The sequence below is a fragment of the Roseinatronobacter thiooxidans genome, assembly GCF_001870675.1.
GTDB lineage: Bacteria > Pseudomonadota > Alphaproteobacteria > Rhodobacterales > Rhodobacteraceae > Roseinatronobacter > Roseinatronobacter thiooxidans.
In genome coordinates, this window is sequence record NZ_MEHT01000017.1 from 135,498 (window position 1) to 154,025 (window position 18,528).

General features: G+C 57.6%; 15 protein-coding genes, 1 tRNA gene and 1 CRISPR repeat array. All 16 genes read left to right on the top strand.

The window, feature by feature from the left end:
* The first annotated feature begins 8 nt into the window (after positions 1–8).
* Positions 9–1,466 carry a heme biosynthesis protein HemY gene (locus tag BG455_RS09325; RefSeq protein ID WP_071469713.1) on the top strand — a complete coding sequence of 486 codons (1,458 nt, stop codon included), beginning with the start codon at positions 9–11 and terminating at the stop codon, positions 1,464–1,466.
* A 47-nt stretch (positions 1,467–1,513) separates the two neighbouring features.
* A tRNA-Thr gene (locus tag BG455_RS09330) sits at positions 1,514–1,589 on the top strand.
* A gap of 164 nt (positions 1,590–1,753) precedes the next feature.
* Positions 1,754–2,950 (top strand): tyrosine-type recombinase/integrase, encoded by a 1,197-nt coding sequence (locus tag BG455_RS09335; RefSeq protein WP_071469714.1) that lies wholly within the window; start codon positions 1,754–1,756, stop codon positions 2,948–2,950.
* 18 nt (positions 2,951–2,968) lie between these two features.
* Positions 2,969–3,919 carry a hypothetical protein gene (locus BG455_RS09340; protein ID WP_071469715.1) on the top strand — a complete coding sequence of 317 codons (951 nt, stop codon included), beginning with the start codon at positions 2,969–2,971 and terminating at the stop codon, positions 3,917–3,919.
* A 114-nt stretch (positions 3,920–4,033) separates the two neighbouring features.
* Positions 4,034–4,246, top strand: a complete 213-nt coding sequence (locus tag BG455_RS16870) for a helix-turn-helix transcriptional regulator (protein ID WP_084386227.1) — start codon at positions 4,034–4,036, stop codon at positions 4,244–4,246.
* Positions 4,239–4,664 (top strand): helix-turn-helix domain-containing protein, encoded by a 426-nt coding sequence (locus BG455_RS09345; protein WP_170124743.1) that lies wholly within the window; start codon positions 4,239–4,241, stop codon positions 4,662–4,664. The genes BG455_RS16870 and BG455_RS09345 overlap by 8 nt, the downstream gene beginning before the upstream one ends.
* A 49-nt stretch (positions 4,665–4,713) precedes the next feature.
* Positions 4,714–5,760 carry a tyrosine-type recombinase/integrase gene (locus tag BG455_RS09350; protein ID WP_071469717.1) on the top strand — a complete coding sequence of 349 codons (1,047 nt, stop codon included), beginning with the start codon at positions 4,714–4,716 and terminating at the stop codon, positions 5,758–5,760.
* A gap of 174 nt (positions 5,761–5,934) precedes the next feature.
* A complete protein-coding gene (locus tag BG455_RS09355) occupies positions 5,935–8,118 on the top strand; it encodes a CRISPR-associated helicase/endonuclease Cas3 (RefSeq protein WP_071469718.1) in 2,184 nt (727 codons plus the stop codon).
* A 10-nt stretch (positions 8,119–8,128) separates the two neighbouring features.
* Positions 8,129–8,785, top strand: a complete 657-nt coding sequence (gene cas5c / locus BG455_RS09360) for a type I-C CRISPR-associated protein Cas5c (RefSeq protein ID WP_071469719.1) — start codon at positions 8,129–8,131, stop codon at positions 8,783–8,785.
* Entirely contained in the window at positions 8,782–10,587 is a 1,806-nt protein-coding gene (cas8c, locus tag BG455_RS09365) for a type I-C CRISPR-associated protein Cas8c/Csd1 (RefSeq protein WP_071469720.1), read from the top strand. Before cas5c ends, cas8c begins: the two co-directional genes overlap by 4 nt.
* Positions 10,584–11,498, top strand: coding sequence for a type I-C CRISPR-associated protein Cas7/Csd2 (cas7c, locus tag BG455_RS09370; protein WP_071469721.1), 915 nt, complete (start codon positions 10,584–10,586; stop codon positions 11,496–11,498). The genes cas8c and cas7c overlap by 4 nt, the downstream gene beginning before the upstream one ends.
* 29 nt (positions 11,499–11,527) lie before the next feature.
* Positions 11,528–11,848, top strand: coding sequence for a GIY-YIG nuclease family protein (locus tag BG455_RS09375; protein ID WP_071469722.1), 321 nt, complete (start codon positions 11,528–11,530; stop codon positions 11,846–11,848).
* Positions 11,826–12,464 carry a CRISPR-associated protein Cas4 gene (gene cas4 / locus BG455_RS09380; protein WP_245735510.1) on the top strand — a complete coding sequence of 213 codons (639 nt, stop codon included), beginning with the start codon at positions 11,826–11,828 and terminating at the stop codon, positions 12,462–12,464. The genes BG455_RS09375 and cas4 overlap by 23 nt, the downstream gene beginning before the upstream one ends.
* Positions 12,461–13,474 (top strand): type I-C CRISPR-associated endonuclease Cas1c, encoded by a 1,014-nt coding sequence (cas1c, locus tag BG455_RS09385; protein WP_071469724.1) that lies wholly within the window; start codon positions 12,461–12,463, stop codon positions 13,472–13,474. The genes cas4 and cas1c overlap by 4 nt, the downstream gene beginning before the upstream one ends.
* Positions 13,475–13,476: 2 nt before the next feature.
* Positions 13,477–13,767, top strand: a complete 291-nt coding sequence (cas2, locus tag BG455_RS09390) for a CRISPR-associated endonuclease Cas2 (protein ID WP_071469725.1) — start codon at positions 13,477–13,479, stop codon at positions 13,765–13,767.
* A 208-nt stretch (positions 13,768–13,975) separates the two neighbouring features.
* A CRISPR array of direct repeats spans positions 13,976–16,593; the repeat unit is 32 nt; unit sequence GTCGCCCCCCACACGGGGGCGTGGATTGAAAC.
* 593 nt (positions 16,594–17,186) lie between these two features.
* The gene (locus BG455_RS09395; protein WP_071469726.1) at positions 17,187–18,398 is read left to right on the top strand and encodes a glycosyltransferase 61 family protein; all 1,212 of its coding nucleotides are present in this window, start codon (positions 17,187–17,189) and stop codon (positions 18,396–18,398) included.
* Positions 18,399–18,528: the final 130 nt, after the last annotated feature.

Sequence of the window (18,528 nt, forward strand, 5' to 3'; positions counted from 1 at the left end):
AAGTCTCTATGTTCTGGACATTATTCAAGATCCTGCTCTTTGTTGTGCTGGTTGTTGCGCTTGCCTATGGCGCGGGCCAGTTGATGGACAGCAACCAGACCGTCGGCTTGCGTATTTTTGATATGGAGTTTGTACTTGGCCCCATTCAGGCGCTGATTGCGCTGGGTGTGTTTCTGGTGGGCCTGTGGCTGGTGCTGAAACTGATCGGGCTGGCCTTTGCGGTGTTGCGTTTCATGAATGGCGACGAAACAGCCGTGCGGCGCTTCTTCATGCGCAACCGCGAAAAGCGCGGGCTGGATGCACTGTTGCTGGCAATGGTGGCACAGGCCGAAGGCGACGGAAAAACCGCGATCGCCAAAGCCGAGAAAGCCCATAAGCTGCTGAACCGTCCGGTTATGACCAATCTTCTGGTCGCACAGGCCGCCGAGACAAAGGGCAACCGTGCCTTGGCAGAAGAACGCTATAAGGCGCTTCTCGATGACAATCGCAGCCGGTTTGTGGCTGTGCAGGGGTTGATCCGGTCGAAATTGGATCAGGGCGACAAAGACAAGGCGCGCGCTCTTGCGGCCAAGGCGCTGGAAATGCAGCCCGCCCATGAGGCCACGCAGAACACATTGCTGCAATTGCAGACAGAGGCTGAAGATTGGGGCGGGGCGCGCAAGACGCTTTTGTTGAAGAAAACCTCTGGCAGCCTGCCGCGTGATGTCTGGCGCAGGCGCGATGCGATCCTTGCACTTCAGGAAGCGGACAAACTTGCTGCCCAAGGCGATCTGCCGCGTGCGCGCGAAGCCGCGATCGAGGCAAACCGTCTTTCGCCCGATCTGATTCCCGCCGCAGTTGCCGCAGCGCAGGCTTTGAGCGCACAGGGCAAAAGCAATTATGCCGCCAAGGCCATCAAACGGGCTTGGAAGGTGCAGCCGCACCCCGAACTGGCCGCAGCCTTTGCCGCCATTGAAAAAGACGAGACACCGCTACAGCGCAAGGCCCGTTTTGAAAAGCTGCTGCGCATGCATCCTGACGCCGCCGAAACCAAGCTGCTGCGCGCCGAGTTGCTGATCATGACCGAGGATTTCCCCGGCGCGCGCCGCGCCTTGGGCACCGTGTATGAAAGCGCCCCAACTGTGCGCGCCCTGACCATTATGGCCGCAATCGAGCGGGGAGAAGGCGCGGATGATGCGGTTGTGCGCGGCTGGCTGGCGCGCGCCTTGACTGCCAAGCGTGGCCCGCAATGGGTATGCACAAAATGTCAGCATGTGCATGCAACCTGGCAGGCGATCTGCGACAATTGCGGTGCGTTCGATACGCTGGAATGGCGCGAAGCGCCAGACAGCACTGGCCCATCTGCCACTCAGACAGAGCTGTTGCCGCTGATCGTGGGCAGCCTGCCGAAACCTGTCGAAACGGCTGATGCGGTTGTCGAGGGCGATGTTGTCGAAAGCGCGGACCCGGTGAATAAAACCGCTTAAAGGGTCTGGTCGCCGCAGAAAACCGATGCTAAAGCGCAACTCAAGGTGCCGCTGTAGCTCAGTTGGTAGAGCACGTCATTCGTAATGATGGGGTCGGGGGTTCGAGTCCCTTCAGCGGCACCACTTTCTCATCCAAAATCATCCAATGACATCCGGAAATCCTTAGTTTATAAAGGTTTTTGTGATGCTTGTTGTCCGATCGCGTTCAGCCTAGTCCGATAGGATGCCCCCGGTTTGGGGGCATCTGCGGGGGCATCGCGAGTGATGCAGAAAAGTGATGCCCCCAGATGCCATTGACCGATACTCAGATTCGAAACCTGAAACCAAAGGACAAACCCTACAAGGTTTCGGACTTCCAAGGGCTCTACGTGACGATCGCTCCGTCTGGTTCGCGTCTGTGGCATATGAAGTACCGGATCGATGGCCGCGAGAAGCGGTTGTCCTTTGGCGCCTATCCGGCGATCTCTCTCGCACAGGCACGCAAGTTGCGCGACGATGCCAGAGCACGACTTGCCGCTGGTGAAGATCCGGGCGAGGTCAAGAAGGAAGAGAAGCGCCAGAAACTGCTTGTGCAGGAGTCGATTTTTGCGAAGCTCGCGGAAGCCTACAAATCCAAGGCCGAAAAGGAAGGGCGCGCGGACGCCACCAAGATCAAGACGGAATGGCTTCTGGGCATGGCAATTGATGCGTTCGGAAATAAGCCCATCGCAGAAGTGACGTCGCCCATGGTTCTAGCCTGCCTCCGCATGGTCGAGGCAAAGGGAAACCACGAGACCGCCAAGCGACTTCGCGCCAAGATCGGTGCGGTCTTCCGCTATGCCATTGCATCCGGTGTTGTCGAACACGACCCCACCTTTGCGTTGCGGGATGCCCTTATTCGACCCAAGGTCAAATCGCGCTCTGCCATCACGGATCCAAAAGAATTTGGTGGCTTGTTGCGTTCGATAGACAGGTTTCAGGGGCAGGTAACGACACGGATCGCGTTGCGGTTACTCGCCATTCTCGCCCAGCGACCAGGTGAGTTGCGGCAGGCGACGTGGGCAGAGTTTGATCTTGAAAAGGCGATCTGGTTGATCCCTGCCGAGAGGATGAAGATGCGCATGCCGCATTCTGTGCCGCTGCCTGCGCAGGCTTTAGGTTTGCTGAAAGACTTGAAGCGCATCACCGGCAATGGCGTCTTCCTGTTCCCCTCGTTGAGGTCGATGTTGCGTCCAATGAGTGAGAATACTCTGAACGGCGCGCTTCGTCGCTTGGGCTATGATGGGGATGAAATGACAGCGCATGGGTTCCGCGCAACATTCTCGACCTTGGCCAATGAAAGCGGGCTGTGGAACCCAGACGCAATAGAGCGTGCCTTAGCCCATGTTGATGGTAACAAGATCCGCCGGATCTATGCCCGTGGCGAGTTTTGGGAAGAACGTGTACGACTTGCCGATTGGTGGGCTGGATATTTGGATGAGGTGGAGGCAGGATCGCCCAACTAACGGTAGAAGGGTGGTCATGTGTCAAACGAACCGTCGCGGGCTTACATCACGACGAAGATATTGCAACGTCGCTATGGCAGGCTATTGAAATGGAGAAAACCTGTCATCCACAACATCAGGGGTCCGTACCATCCGGACGTCTTTGATGGCTTTGCTTTTGATTTGGCTCTTTCAATCAAGGTCTGCAAGGAAACCTTGCAGGACATGACGGACGCGGAGTTTTTCGAGCGATTCGACCTCAGAGGAGAGGTCAGCAACCCAGCGCATACCATGGCAGAACGCCTCACGCTCTCTGAGCTGAGAGCGGTGTTCAGGCAGGAACCAGTCTGGTTTGCGGGCGGTTTCGGCGTTGAAGGCCGTGAAGCAGATGTGCAGCACTGGGCAAGAATGCAAAGATGGTCCCTAGACGAAGCCGCCGCTCTTTCCATTGGATTTGAACCATGTGGCGATTTGCTGGAGGGGACCGATGGGATGCCGGTTCAAAGTGATGTTCTTGCCTTCTACTTCAAAAGGCGCGCCTTGATTGAAGACAACTTCGATTGGAGCAGTGTCGCTGCGCCATGCCGGAACAGCGTCCCAGACTTGGTGCGATGGTTTGATAAGGTTGAACTGGACGTGCCGGAACAGCTTTTGGCAGCGGCTGACAAATACCATGCTCTCGGCATTGGAAAGAAATCAAAGCTGGGCCGTTCCAATGCTGCCGATGACAAGCCGCTAGACCCAAGGGAAAGGTCTACTATGCTGAAGTTGATCATCGCCCTAGCCGTGAATGGGTATGGCTACGATCCCAGGGCAGAACGCAGCACAATACCTTCTGAAATCGAATCAGACATGAATCTTCTCGGCGTAGGGATCAATCTCGAAACGATCAGAAAGCACCTCAGAAGCGGTTCAGTGCTACTTGATACTGAGGTGCTGGAGGATACCGGGGCCTCTGGGCGGATTAAGAAGGATAAGAACCCCCGTTAAGGCGGAATAAGTCGGACCACATCTCTATTTGGTTAGCGAGAGCGCTGATCGTCCTCCGACTTAGTCGGACTTGGCAACATCACCTCAGACGCAATCGCTATGAGGTGCACCAAAATGCCCAACCATCCTTTTCCTCGGACAGGCTATGTCCGCTTGTCGTCCATCCTTGCTCCCGCAGGGCCGATCCCCGTTTCCAAATCGACTTGGTGGCAGGGTGTGAAGGATGGCCGCTTCCCGAAGCCTCATAAGCTGGGTCCTCGCACCACTGTCTGGAAGGCAGAGGACATTCGGTCCTTGTTCGAGTCCGAGGATGCTGGGGATGTATAAGTATCCGAAGTCCAAGAAGATCAAAGCCGCACGCAGCTACACGATCCCCGAAGTTGCGGAGGTGCTGGGATGTTCGACCCGCACCGTGCGCAACTGGGCAGGGATGGGCCTGCGCGTGCTGACCGGAAATCGCCCCTATCTGATTGTTGGCGATGACCTGAAAAAATTCCTCGCAGATCAGAGCGCCAGCAAGAAGGTCAAACTTGCCCCGAACGAGCTGTATTGCCTGTCCTGCAAAGCACCGCGTCAGCCGCTGGGTTTGATGGCCGACGAAATCCGTCAGACTGCTACAATCTCGCGCCTTGTCGGCCTTTGCGAGGTCTGCGGTGGCACCTGCAACCGGATGATCAGCGCCCGCGCGCTGCCTGAGTTCGCGCGCATCTTTGACATCGCCAGCAAGCAGACACTCACAGCCTAAAGGATACATCGAAACCTAACTGCAGTTGTCACTTGAACAGGAGCATCCAATGACACGCAAAATTCACGAAGAAAACGAGCGTATTAAGCGCCGTTACCTCACCTTCCTGCGCGAGGCGAAGCGGGCCGATCATGCGACCGTTGACAAGGCGGCAGACGCGATCCTCAAGTTCGAACGGAGCACTGGCTGCAAGCCGTTCAAGCGGTTTCATATCGATCAGGCGACCAGTTTCAAACGTCAGCTTGAAGGCGATGCCAATAGCCGCACAGGCAAGCCGTTGTCTAAGGCAACGATTGACGGAACCCTGCGTCTGGTAAAGGTTTTCTTCCAGTGGCTCTCGGGTCAGCCGGGCTACAAGTCTCGCATCAGCTATGCCGATGCGGAATACTTCAATCTGAACCGTAAGGATGCCCGCATCGCCCATACCGACCGCGACACACCTTATCCGACGATGGAGCAGTGCCGTCACGCGTTCTCGCTGATGCCAAGTGGGACCGCGGTAGAGAAACGCAATCGGGCGATCTTTGCCTTTCTGATGCTCACGGGCGCGCGTGACGGTGCCATTGCTTCGGTTCGCCTCAAGCACATTAATCTGGACGAAGGCTGTTTCTATCAGGATGCGCGCGATGTGAAGACCAAGTTCGCCAAGACCTTCACAACCTGGTTTTTCCCTGTCGATGCTGTCTATCTCGAAAGCCTCATCGACTGGATTACCCACTTGCGTCAGGATCGTTTGTTCGGGCATGAAGATGCCTTGTTCCCCAAACCTGAACAGGGCCTGATTGACGGCTGTTTCGCCACGATTGGCCTCTCGCGTACCATTTATGGAAACGCTGGAAAGATCCGCGAAGTAATCAAGGATGCCTTCATCAACGCTGGCCTTCCGCCGTTTGGGCCGCACAGCTTCCGTAAGATGCTGGTGAAATACGGTGATCAAAAGTGCGCTACGCGAGAGCAGTTCAAGGCGTGGTCGCAGAATCTCGGACACGACTCTGTTGTCACAACGATTAGCGCCTATTGTCCAGTGTCCAACGAACGCCAAGCAGAATTGATTCGAGGGTTAAGTATTGCCATATGCGCCACCCGCGATGACTAAGTGCTAAAAAATTGAAATTGAACATGATTTGACGATGCCGGACCGAGCTGTTCAAAAGAATTGAGGGGGGAATAAATGACTTGCTTCATTCCAGCGCAATGGGGCAAGTTGCTGTTAGTCGTCGACAACACAATCAACTTGCAATACTTTCAGTAGTACCGCCTAGGATAGACTTTGATTAATTATGCTCACTCTGTAAGTGGTCAGCCAAAAGATTGTTGGGAAACGCTGGAAGATCATCTTGCAGCCGTGGCACGCACGGCTGGTGAGAACGCAGCTGTAATCGGCGCACAACCTTTGGCAGAGGCCGCAGGTTGGTTACATGATCTTGGCAAGGTAAAGCCGAGATTTCAGGACAAATTGCATGGCCACCCTAACAACACCTCGCATAGCGGCGAAGGTGCGCGATATGCGGATGCGCATATAAGGGGTGTGAATGGCAAGCTGGTTGCGTTTTGTATTGCGGGCCACCATTCGGGCTTGCCCAATGGTCTGGCGCGCTCGTATGGGAAGCCGTCGACTGCCCTGCGCGAGCGGTTGGAGCAAAGCGAGGATGTCGCGCTGCCGGATGGGGTGTGCCTGCCGGAGCAGACACTATCCACACCTTTGACTGGCCTTCCCAAGGATCCGTATTTTGAAGTGCAGTTCTTCACCCGGATGCTGTTTTCAACCCTTGTAGACGCGGATTTCATTGAAACCGAACGCTTCTATACCCCCGGCGCACCACGCGGCACACAGGCGGACTTGCGGGGGTTGCGCGATGCACTGTCACTGACGCTTGGCGCGTTCCCACCGCCCAAGACGCTGTTGAACCGGCTTCGCGCAGAGGTTCTTGCGGCAGCCGCAAATAGCGCGGCACTGGAACCGGGGTTCTTTTCGCTGACAGTGCCGACGGGCGGGGGCAAGACCTACGCTTCGCTGCGGTTTGCGCTGGATCATGCCGTGGCGCATGGGTTGCGCCGCGTGATCTATGTAGCGCCGTTTACGGCGATCATCGAACAGACAGCAGATGTGTTTCGCAAAGCCCTTGGCGACAAGGATGCCGTGCTGGAGCATCATTCCGCCTTTGATCTGCAGGACATCGACAATAAAGACGATGAAGATGCTGCCGAACGCATGAAACTGGCTGCGCAGAACTGGGACCGCCCAATCATCGTAACGACAGCGGTGCAACTTTACGAGAGCCTGTTCGCCAACCGCACGCAAAAATGCCGCAAGCTGCACAATATGGCGCGTTCAGTGATTATCCTTGACGAAGCTCAATCGCTACCGGTGAATTTTTTGCGCCCCTGTCTGGCCGCGTTGAAGGAGTTGACACGTGGCTATGGCTGTTCGGTGGTGCTATGCACCGCGACGCAACCAGCGATCAGTGATGATGACGGGCTGAACGTGCCAGAGGCGATTGTAAAAGCCGAAACCCGCGAAATCGCCCCCGACCCGGACCGCCTGTATGCCCAGCTGACTCGGGTGAATGTGCAGAAAGTGGGCACATTGAGCAATGACGCGCTTGCGCAGCGTGTCGCCGGGCGCAAGGCGCTGGTGATTGTCAACAACAAGCGCCAAGCACGCGCTTTGTTCGGCCTGCTCGGAAAGGGAACTGCCCTTCATCTGAGCACCAATATGACCGCACGGCACCGCCAGCAGGTTTTGGCCCGGATCAAGGATGGCTATGATGGCCCCGTAATTTCGACAGCTCTGGTAGAGGCTGGCGTGGATCTGGATTTCCCTGAAGTCTGGCGTGCTGTCGCGGGGCTGGATTCCATTGTTCAGGCCGCAGGGCGCTGCAATCGCAACGGGCTTCTGGACAAGGGGCAGGTGTTTGTCTTTGAACCCGAAGACGGGTTTCCGCCGCCGCCCGAACTTGCACTGAATGCCACTATTGCCCGCGATGTTATGCGCGACTATCCCGACCCGCTGCACCCCGATGCCGTATGCGCATATTTCAAGCGGCTGTACTGGGACCGCAGTGCCGATCTGGACAGTCGGCAGATCATGCGACGGATTGCCGAGGCAAAATTCGAATTTCCCTTTGCCGATATTGCCGCCGATTTCCGCTTGATCGAGGAAGTGACCCGCCCGTTGATCATCGGGGTCGGTCCTTATGGTCTGGACCGTGCGGGCGTAAATTTGCTGGAGCATGGTAAATATCCCGGCGCCATTGCGCGGGCTATGCAGCGCTTCACTGTTTCGGTGGCACCCCGCATCCGCAATGAACTGGTGCGCCTCGGCGCGGCCCATATGGTGCGGCCGGATGAGTTCGGGGATCAGTTTGTCGTTCTGGATAATATTCGTCTGTATGATGAGGAGGCGGGGTTTTCGCCGGAAGATCCAGAAGATCTGGGGAATGTAATTATTTAGGGAGGGCTGCGTGAGCTACGGCATCAAACTGCATATCTGGGGCGAGTATGCCTGTTTCACCCGCCCGGAAATGAAGGTCGAGCGCGTCTCTTACGATGTGATCACCCCATCAGCTGCGCGCGGCATTCTGGAAGCGGTGCATTGGAAACCGGCAATTTCATGGGTGGTTGACCGCATTCATGTCCTCAACCCCATCCGGTTTGAAAATATCCGTAAGAACGAGGTCGGCGCGAAAATCTCGGCGCGCAATGCAAAATCCGCGATGGTCTCGGGCGATCTGTCAGGGCTGCATATGGCGGTGGATGACCATCGTCAGCAACGTGCTACGCTTGCATTGCGTAATGTGGCCTATGTGATCGAGGCGCATTTCGAGATGACGGACAAGGCCGGTGATGACACCCCGGCCAAGCATTTCGACATTTTTCGCCGTCGCGCGCAGAAGGGGCAGTGTTTTCACCGACCCGCGCTTGGCCTGCGCGAATTTGCGGCCAGTTTCGACTGGGTGGAGGATGCGCCGCAATCTGCGCTCAGGGGTCAGCAGGATCTGGGCTGGATGCTTTATGACATAGATTTCGCAAATGACCGGACGCCGCAGTTTTTCCGCGCCGAACTGGTGGACGGGGTGATTGATGTGGCCGCCGCGCGCGACGGGGGAATGGTGCGATGACTATTCTGGCATCCCTCGCGCGGTTGTATGACCGCATGGCAGAGAAGGGCGAAGCCCCGCGCCCCGGTTTCTCGACCGAGAATATTTCCTTCGCTGTGGTGCTGGATACGGATGGCACACCGCTACGGTTGGCTGACAAGCGCAGCCTTGCAGGCAAGAAACCCGCGCCGGTGCCCATGGCGGTGCCTGAGCCACCAAAAGACCGTCGAGGTTTAAAGATCGTTCCCGGATTTCTTTGGGATCCCAGCCCATATTCATTGGGGGTTTCTGCTAATTCAGAGAAGAAGCTCTCTCTGACTTCCGACAATGCCCACGAAAAGTTTTCTGCCTTCAGGGAGAAGCACCTCGATCTTTTGAAGGATACAGATGACTTGGTGCTTCTATCAGTAGCGAAGTTCCTTGAAAATTGGAAACCAGCAGAGATCGAACGCCTGCCAGGCTTCTCGCCCGAACTTCTGAAAACAAATATCGTTTTTGAGATAGATGCAGGCGGTGAGAGAGGATTTGCACACGAACGAGCCGCGATCAGGAAACTTCCCATCGCCGTGTCGGATGCCCATACTGCCACTTGCTTGGTTTATGGAGAAATTGCGCCGATTACACGGTTGCACCCAATGTTTGGCAGCATATCGGACAAGCAAGCCGCTATCGTTTCATTCAATATCGGTTCTAAGGATGAAAGAGGCGCGGCGAGCAGTTACGGAAAGACTCAGGGCGACAATGCGCCGGTATCCGAAGCCGCGGCCTTCGCCTATGGCACGGCGCTGAACGCGCTTTTGGCGCGCGGGTCCACGCGCAACATCCGCATTGCAGATACGACTGTCGCGTTCTGGGCCGAAGCGCCCGACCCGGAAGTTGCGAATATGTGCGACATCATGATGGGTGATGCCCTTAATCCGCGTGACGAGATGGATGCCCGGAATGAATTGCGCGCGGCGCTGCAGAATGTGGCCGAAGGGCGGGCAGGGGGCGACCCACGGCTGGACCCGCAGGCGCGCGTCTATATGCTGGGGCTTGCCCCCAATGCGGCGCGGTTGTCGGTACGCTTCTGGTATCCCGGCACCTTCGGGGATTTCGCGCGCAATGTGACGCAGTTCTGGGACGACCTGAGCATTCTGCCCGCGCCATGGAAAGGCCCGCCTGCCGTATGGTCGCTGCTGTATGAAACCGCACTCAGGGTAGGCGGCAGGCCCAAGCCAGAGACGATCTCTCCGCTTCTGGGCGGGCAGGTGATGCGTGCAGTCCTGACCGGACAGCCTCTGCCGCGCATGCTTCTGTCCGCCGTGATCGGGCGCATCCGCGCGGATGGAGACATCAATGGCCGCCGCGCCGCCATCTGCAAAGCCGTCATCAACCGAGCATCCAAACAGGAGGGAATCCCCGTGAGCCTCGATCCAGACAATACCAACCCGGCCTATTGCCTTGGGCGATTGTTCGCCGCCTATGCTTATGCCGAGCAAAGCTATGCAAAACGTAACGCAACGATCCGCGACAAATATCTGGCTGGCGCTTCTGCCAATCCGGCGCGCGTTTTCCCCTTGTTGATGCGTGGCTATGAGCACAACAGATCGGGCTTGATGAAGGTTACGGATCAGAGGCGCGGAAGCGGAGTTAAGGCGGATCGCGCGGTCTCGGCAATTCTTGAATTACTTGATGGCGCGCAGGATTTGCCCACGTCCCTGAACATGGATGACCAAGGAAAATTCTTTGTCGGCTTCTATCACCAATGGAATGCCTTTTTTCAAAAACCAGAAGAGGCCGCCGATGCCGCTGCCGACCCAATCTTGGAGAATTTTGAATGACTTCTCTACAAAACCGTTATGACTTTGTGCTGTTCTTCGATGTGGCCAATGGCAACCCGAATGGCGACCCTGATGCAGGCAACCTGCCGCGCATGGACCCTGAAACCAATCAGGGGCTGGTGTCGGATGTAGCGATCAAGCGCAAGATCAGAAATTATGTCGAGGCTTCGCATGGCGGCGATGCGGGGCATCGCATCTACATGAGCGAACGCGCCGTCCTGAACGAGGCCCATCAAGAAGCATGGACCGCCACAGGTGTCGCCCCGGCAAAGGGCAATGATTATTCCAACTTGCCAAAGGATCAGGCTGAAGCGAGATCCTTGACTGATTGGATGTGCGCCAATTTCTTCGACATCCGCAGTTTCGGGGCCGTGATGACAACAGGCGTGAATTGCGGGCAGGTGCGCGGCCCTGTGCAGATTACCTTCGCGCGATCGGAAGAACCCATCCTGCCGCTGGAGATTTCGATCACGCGATCATCGGTTACCAATGAAAAGGACCGCGACAAGGAACGGACCATGGGCCGCAAGCACATCGTGCCCTATGGCCTGTATCGTGCGCATGGGTTCATCAATGCCAAATTGGCAGAGAAAACCGGCTTCTCTGAGGATGACCTGCAAACCCTGTGGACCGCATTGCGCGACATGCTTGACCTTGACCGTTCCGCCGCGCGCGGTGAAATGGCCGCGCGCCGCCTGATCGCATTTCGTCATGACAGTGCGCTTGGCAATGCACAGGCGCATAGGTTGTTCGAGCGCGTTACTGTCCATCGCCGCTCTGGCGATGACACAATCCCGGTCGGTGACCCGCGCACCCATAATCTGCCCCCTGCACGCGCGTTCACAGACTACCAGATCACGCTGGACAGCGACCACCTTCCACAGGGCATAGAGATCATTGAACCCTTCTGAAGTGTGACCTGACAAGGGGAGACCTGCAATTGCCTGCGATCTACAAGATTACTTATCCGAACGGTAAGATATATGTGGGTCAGGACCGGACCGATACGCTCACCTATTTCGGTAGTGTGAACTCCGAGTTGGTTGCGGCTGATTTCAACCTGGACGAACAGTCTGACTTTACCATCAGAAAACAAATTCTCTGGTATCGGAAAGAAACAAGCAGAAAGGAAATCACACAAAAGGAACAAGAGCTTATCTTGATTCTTGGGGCGAACAACCCTTCTGTCGGGTATAATCGGTGGCCGCGATATCTGCACAGTTCTGTCTGCAGAAAGAATGAAGATGACATCGGCATCTGACGACATCCCGCTTTCGGCCTTGCAGCACTGGCTCTATTGCCCGCGCCAGTATGCACTGATCCATATCGAACGGATCTGGGCCGAAAACACCTTTACCGCAGAAGGGCGGCTGCTGCATGAACGCGCCGATTTAGGCCGTCCCGAAAGCCGCCCCGGCATCCGCATGCTGCGCGGGGTCGAAATCCGGTCAGACCGATTTGGGCTGCATGGAGTTGCCGATGTCGTGGAATTGCGCGGCGGGCGCCCCTATCCTGTAGAATACAAGCGCGGGAAACCGAAAACACATCGTGCCGATGAAGTGCAGCTTTGCGCGCAAGCCCTTTGCCTTGAAGAAATCTTTGCCTGCAACATACCCGAAGGCGCGCTTTTCTACGGCCAGACCCGGCGACGCAGCCTTGTTCCCTTTGACGCCGAGTTGCGCGCATTGACGCTTTCGGTCGCGGATGCAGTGCGCGCCTGCCGTGACGCTGGCACATTGCCCACGCCCGGCTACAAGGCAGAGCGCTGTGATCGCTGCTCTTTGCTGCAGGATTGTCTTCCGCAAATCGCCGCGCGCAGCCAGACTGTCGCACGCTGGCTGGAACGCGCGATTGCGACGCAGGGGGTGCCGGAATGAAAAAGCTACTAAATACCCTTTACATCACGTCCGAAGGGGCATGGGCGCATAAGGATGGCGCCAATGTCGTTGTCCAGCTTGAAGGCAAGGAGCGCGGGCGCGCGCCGTTGCATCTGCTTGGGGCAATCATCTGTTTCGGGCAGGTGGGCGTTTCGCCGCAACTGATGCACGCCTGCGCTGAGGCTGGTATCTGTATCACATATCTGGGGTGGTCGGGCCGGTTTCTGGCCCGTGTCGAAGGGCCGGTCAGCGGCAATGTCCTGTTGCGTCGGGTACAGCATGACCGCACCCTGAATGACCCACTGCCTGTGGCCCGCGCGATGGTCGCGGCAAAGGCCGCCAATCAACGCGGTGTGCTGCGTCGGGCGATACGCGATTACGGTGATCCCGATGGCCGTCTGGACGCTGCAGAACGTCGGTTGTCAGATGTCGCGCGCCGTGCGCTGGATGCACCGGATGGTGACAACCTGCGCGGTCAGGAAGGCGAGGCAGCCAACGCCTATTTCTCGGTTTTTGCCAATCTGATCCGGGCGAAGGACATGGCGTTCAACGGCCGCTCCCGCCGACCGCCGCGCGATGCGGCAAATGCGCTGTTGTCGTTCCTGTATGTGCTGCTGGCCGCGGATTGCCGTGCTGCGCTGGAAGCCGTGGGCCTTGATCCGCAGATGGGATTTCTGCATCGCGACCGTCCCGGTCGTGCCAGCCTTGCGCTTGATCTTATGGAAGAATTTCGCGCGCCACTTGCTGACCGCTTGTGCCTGTCGCTGATCAATCGCCGTCAGCTTGGCCCGCGCAGTTTCGAGTATCAGGAAACCGGCGGCGTTGTCCTGTCTGATGAGGCGCGCAAAACCGTCCTGACCGCCTGGCAGGAACGCAAGCGCAGCCCGATCGAGCATGTTTTCCTGAAAGAAAAACTACCCTTCGGGTTGTTTCCCTATGTTCAGGCGCAACTTCTGGCACGGCACCTGCGCGGCGATCTGGATGGATACCCCGCATTCATCTGGAGATAGGAATGCTGGTTCTGATCACTTATGATGTCAAAACCGATACCGCCGCTGGGCGTCGCCGGTTGCGTCGGATAGCCCAAGCCTGTCTCGATTTCGGGCAGCGCGTGCAGTATTCGGTCTTCGAATGCGATGTCGACCCCGCAACCTTTACAGCATTGCGCGCGCGGCTGCTGTCAGAATATAACGAGAAGGAAGACAGCCTCAGATTTTACCACCTTGGATCAAACTGGAAGCGACGTGTAGAGCATCACGGTGCAAACCCCGCCACAGATTTCGACGGTGTCCTTATTATCTAACCGGTTTCGACGCAGGCCGGAAGCGGGTCCCGCGCACCCCAAGCGGACACCAAAACCCCGGTAGGTTCGCATTTCGCCCTGCTCTTTGAAATTGTTCATAATTTTTTCATACCGTTTGCCACATTGGGCACGCGATGACTTGGCTTTGACAGATGTTCGCAAAGAAACAGGGTTTTGCTCAATGAAAGCATTCTGTTAAGCCATAAGGGTCGCCCCCCACACGGGGGCGTGGATTGAAACCTTCGCAAACTCGCCCCACGCCTTTTTCGCTCCGGTCGCCCCCCACACGGGGGCGTGGATTGAAACGCTTGTCTCTGCGCTTCTGTGCGGCTGTGCGGGCGTCGCCCCCCACACGGGGGCGTGGATTGAAACATGCGCTGCCTGCAATATCCGGCCATCGTAAAACGTCGCCCCCCACACGGGGGCGTGGATTGAAACCCACAAAATCTGGTGCAGCATGAAGAATTCCCCGGTCGCCCCCCACACGGGGGCGTGGATTGAAACACCAGCACCAGCGCCCGCGCGCATTTGGAGCAGGCGTCGCCCCCCACACGGGGGCGTGGATTGAAACACCTCATCTAGGCCATCATCAAGGGGCGCATTGGTCGCCCCCCACACGGGGGCGTGGATTGAAACTAGGCCAAGTCCGCAGCGGCGAAAACATGACCGACGTCGCCCCCCACACGGGGGCGTGGATTGAAACCATATCATCTCTCCCGTCTCTGGGTGGAAGAGAAGTCGCCCCCCACACGGGGGCGTGGATTGAAACGCCCGCTCGACCAGCACCACCGAAGCCATATTGCCGTCGCCCCCCACACGGGGGCGTGGATTGAAACATGACTATCTGCGCAATCAGGGCAACACTGGCGCGTCGCCCCCCACACGGGGGCGTGGATTGAAACATGCGCTTATCCCCAAAGGCAGGCAAAACACCGTTGTCGCCCCCCACACGGGGGCGTGGATTGAAACAAGAGGCGCGCCAGACCTTGCGGTTGCCTCGCGTCGCCCCCCACACGGGGGCGTGGATTGAAACAAAGCCGAAATCAGCGGGGCCGGTTGCTGTCTGTGTCGCCCCCCACACGGGGGCGTGGATTGAAACGCAGATCAACGCGGGCGCTTGGGTCTGTCTGCATAGTCGCCCCCCACACGGGGGCGTGGATTGAAACTTCGGCCCGGCGCAAAATCGTGCTGACCGCCTGCCAGGTCGCCCCCCACACGGGGGCGTGGATTGAAACATAGGCAGTGCGCCAATGCCGCGCATTTCGACCTTGTCGCCCCCCACACGGGGGCGTGGATTGAAACGTGATTGTCCAGTCCACAACACCCACCGGATCAGGTCGCCCCCCACACGGGGGCGTGGATTGAAACTTTTGTGTGTTGCTGCTGTGTTGGTCGCGTGTTGGTCGCCCCCCACACGGGGGCGTGGATTGAAACAGAATGACTATCGGTATTACCGATCCCCAATCAGGTCGCCCCCCACACGGGGGCGTGGATTGAAACCGCGCCATTGGCCTAAAGCTTCCCCGCTGCGGGCGTCGCCCCCCACACGGGGGCGTGGATTGAAACAAACAGCACATTGACGGCGGATGTTGATGTTCTGCGTCGCCCCCCACACGGGGGCGTGGATTGAAACATGACGCAATCTGTGGCGCGTGCGCCGGACGGTGGTCGCCCCCCACACGGGGGCGTGGATTGAAACATGATGAGACGAGATCGATCTTTCGAGGTTCACTTGTCGCCCCCCACACGGGGGCGTGGATTGAAACCTCAGGGAGGATGCGCGGTTATGCCCCCGCGCGTGTCGCCCCCCACACGGGGGCGTGGATTGAAACTGCTTATCTGTCCAGGGCGCGCCCGAAAGGACCGGTCGCCCCCCACACGGGGGCGTGGATTGAAACATGACCAGATAGCGACAAGGATTTAACCAATGGCTGTCGCCCCCCACACGGGGGCGTGGATTGAAACCCCAGCCTTCTCAAGCAAGCGCAATTCACCCCAGCGTCGCCCCCCACACGGGGGCGTGGATTGAAACAAGTCATTTTCGGACATGCGCCGCGCAAGAGCGGGTCGCCCCCCACACGGGGGCGTGGATTGAAACAACACCTGCATAGAACCCGGCTGGCACGGCTGGCGTCGCCCCCCACACGGGGGCGTGGATTGAAACATGCAAGCCATTGTTGTTTGGCAAGGCTGTCTGTGTCGCCCCCCACACGGGGGCGTGGATTGAAACATTTTAATCTCCAATCAATAAGGGTTGTGCGCCAGTCGCCCCCCACACGGGGGCGTGGATTGAAACGTATGCCCGCCCATCCCGAATGCAGATCACTGGACGTCGCCCCCCACACGGGGGCGTGGATTGAAACCTGCATAGACGACAGGGCGCGGCAAATTTCATCGAGTCGCCCCCCACACGGGGGCGTGGATTGAAACGGCGGGCGCAATGCTTGGCAGCGTTTGGCGGATCGGTCGCCCCCCACACGGGGGCGTGGATTGAAACTGGCGCGCTTGGTCTGACGATCTTGGCGCAGACGTCGCCCCCCACACGGGGGCGTGGATTGAAACAACTCCGTCACGCGGGGCCGGATTGCCAGAATGGGTCGCCCCCCATACGGGGGCGTGGATTGAAACTATCGCCCATGTGATAGCCGTGTGCTTGAGCGTGTGTCGCCCCCCATACGGGGGCGTGGATTGAAACCGCTGATGGCAACTGACGTAATCGCCTTCCCGCGTCGCCCCCCATACGGGGGCGTGGATTGAAACTGTGCAGCGCGGTCTTGCCCACATCGAGCAAGCCGTCGCCCCCCATACGGGGGCGTGGATTGAAACTGCCCGTCAAATAAATGATGTCGCTTGGATTGCCCGTCGTCCCCCAGGCGGGGCGTGGCTTGAAACACGCGTGTCGGTGGCAATTTTTATCGCCCTGACAGCCTCCGCCCGACAAGCGCGCGTGAGCTTTTCTTCAACACGAATGCTGTAAAAGATGTGACTGAGAGGGTTTGTATCCTGTAGTGGGCTTGTTAACGTACCATCAAAAAGTCAATTTCCTTTGCCAGAACCGGACCAACGCCAAGCCTGATAGTTGTGAGTGCGAAAGCGTGTGGGGGCATTATTGGGGGCATGATGAACTTTATATCTTAAATTTAATATGATTAACAGTACGTTGGTTTTTGAAGTTGAGTCCCTTCAGCGCACCAGTTTAAGCTGAAACTGGATTGACACGGCATTTCCCTGATCTGTCTGATAAGATCGGGCTGAGGTTTTGGGCATGCCGTCTGCTAGGTCATTCTGACATAGATTTTTGCTAGGCTTTGGCGCAGTCTGGGGTAGACTGGGGCAATGCGCTGGTCTTTTGCATGGTACATCAGGGGTGTGTATTGGTGTCGGTTCAGCGACGATATTTGTATGAATGATATTTTGACATGAAGACAGATTTGAAACGGGCGAAAGACGCGTCAGCCACAGGCGACCGCCTGCCCCCCATGATGCAGTTTCACGATGTGCTGATAGACCGGGCCGCGAACCGGCAGGTGCCCGGTGCTGCATGGCCTGATTTTGACACACAGTTTCATGCGCGATTGCTGCGGCGGGGGCGGGTGGTGTGCACAGCCCCCAAAATCGACGCAGCCGCTGCCGAGACGCAGGAAAACCCGGTGATTTTCGCGTCGGTCTATGAAAACCATTTTGGGCATCTGACAGCGGAAACTGTGCCGCGATTGCCCCAAGCGCTTGCAGAATGTGGTGATCTGCCGTTGGTCTTTACGCGGATGCGAGCAGATCAATCCACGGGGCGGTCTGTCATGTTCAATGCGGTTATGGACTGGCTGGATATCCCCCAGAGCCAGATCCACTTTGTCGAGCGCCCGACGCTGTTTCGACAGGTGCATATCGCGGCACAGGGCGAACATCTGGATGGGCCAAGAACACCTTCGGAATACCTTGACCTGCTGGAACAGCGGGTCGCGCGGAAATTGCCCGTGCGCCCCCCCAAGGGGGTGGCATTCGTCACCCGTGCAGGGCTGGACCACAAGATGGGGGCCCATGCGGCAGAGCGGTATCTGGTCTCATGCCTGCGCGATCTTGGGGTGCGGATCATCTATCCTGAAGCCTTGCTGCTGCGTGAACAGATGCGGCTTTACGCCCGCGCGAAGCATCTGGTCTTTTCCGAAGGGTCGGCCATTCACGGACGCCAGCTTATCGGGCGGGTAGACCAGAGCATTTCCATTCTTCGGCGGCGGCGGGGCAGCAATATGGCACGCGGCCAGATGGCGCCGCGCTGTTCCAGCCTGAATTATGTCCCCTGTTTCGGTGGCGCATTGCATCTGACCAATCGGGGCGGGGCCAGCCTGCATTGGGCGATGAAAAGCTTTTACAATATCGACGCGTTGCATGGCTTCTTTGCAGATTTGGGGCTTCCGCTGGCGCAGGTCTGGTCGCAAAGCAAATACCGTGACATCCGCGATCAAGATGTGCTTGGCTGGGTCTTTGCGATGTATGACCCGCGCAACGAGCCGTGGTTGCGGCCTGCCAATAGCGATGACTATCTGCTGGACCAGTTTCCCGCGCTGCATCTGGGCCATCTTCAGGATCAGGCCGCAGCCCTTATAAAAGCGCGCAAAGTGGCGTTGCGCTAAGGCCGCTTGCTATGGCGTCTCAGGCTTGTGGCGCGCAAGCTTCGCCGCGATGCAGCGATTTCGCCTTGACATTATCTTGCGCGTAACGCATCCAAAACTGCAAGAAAATTACCAGACCCTTCTGCGGGTT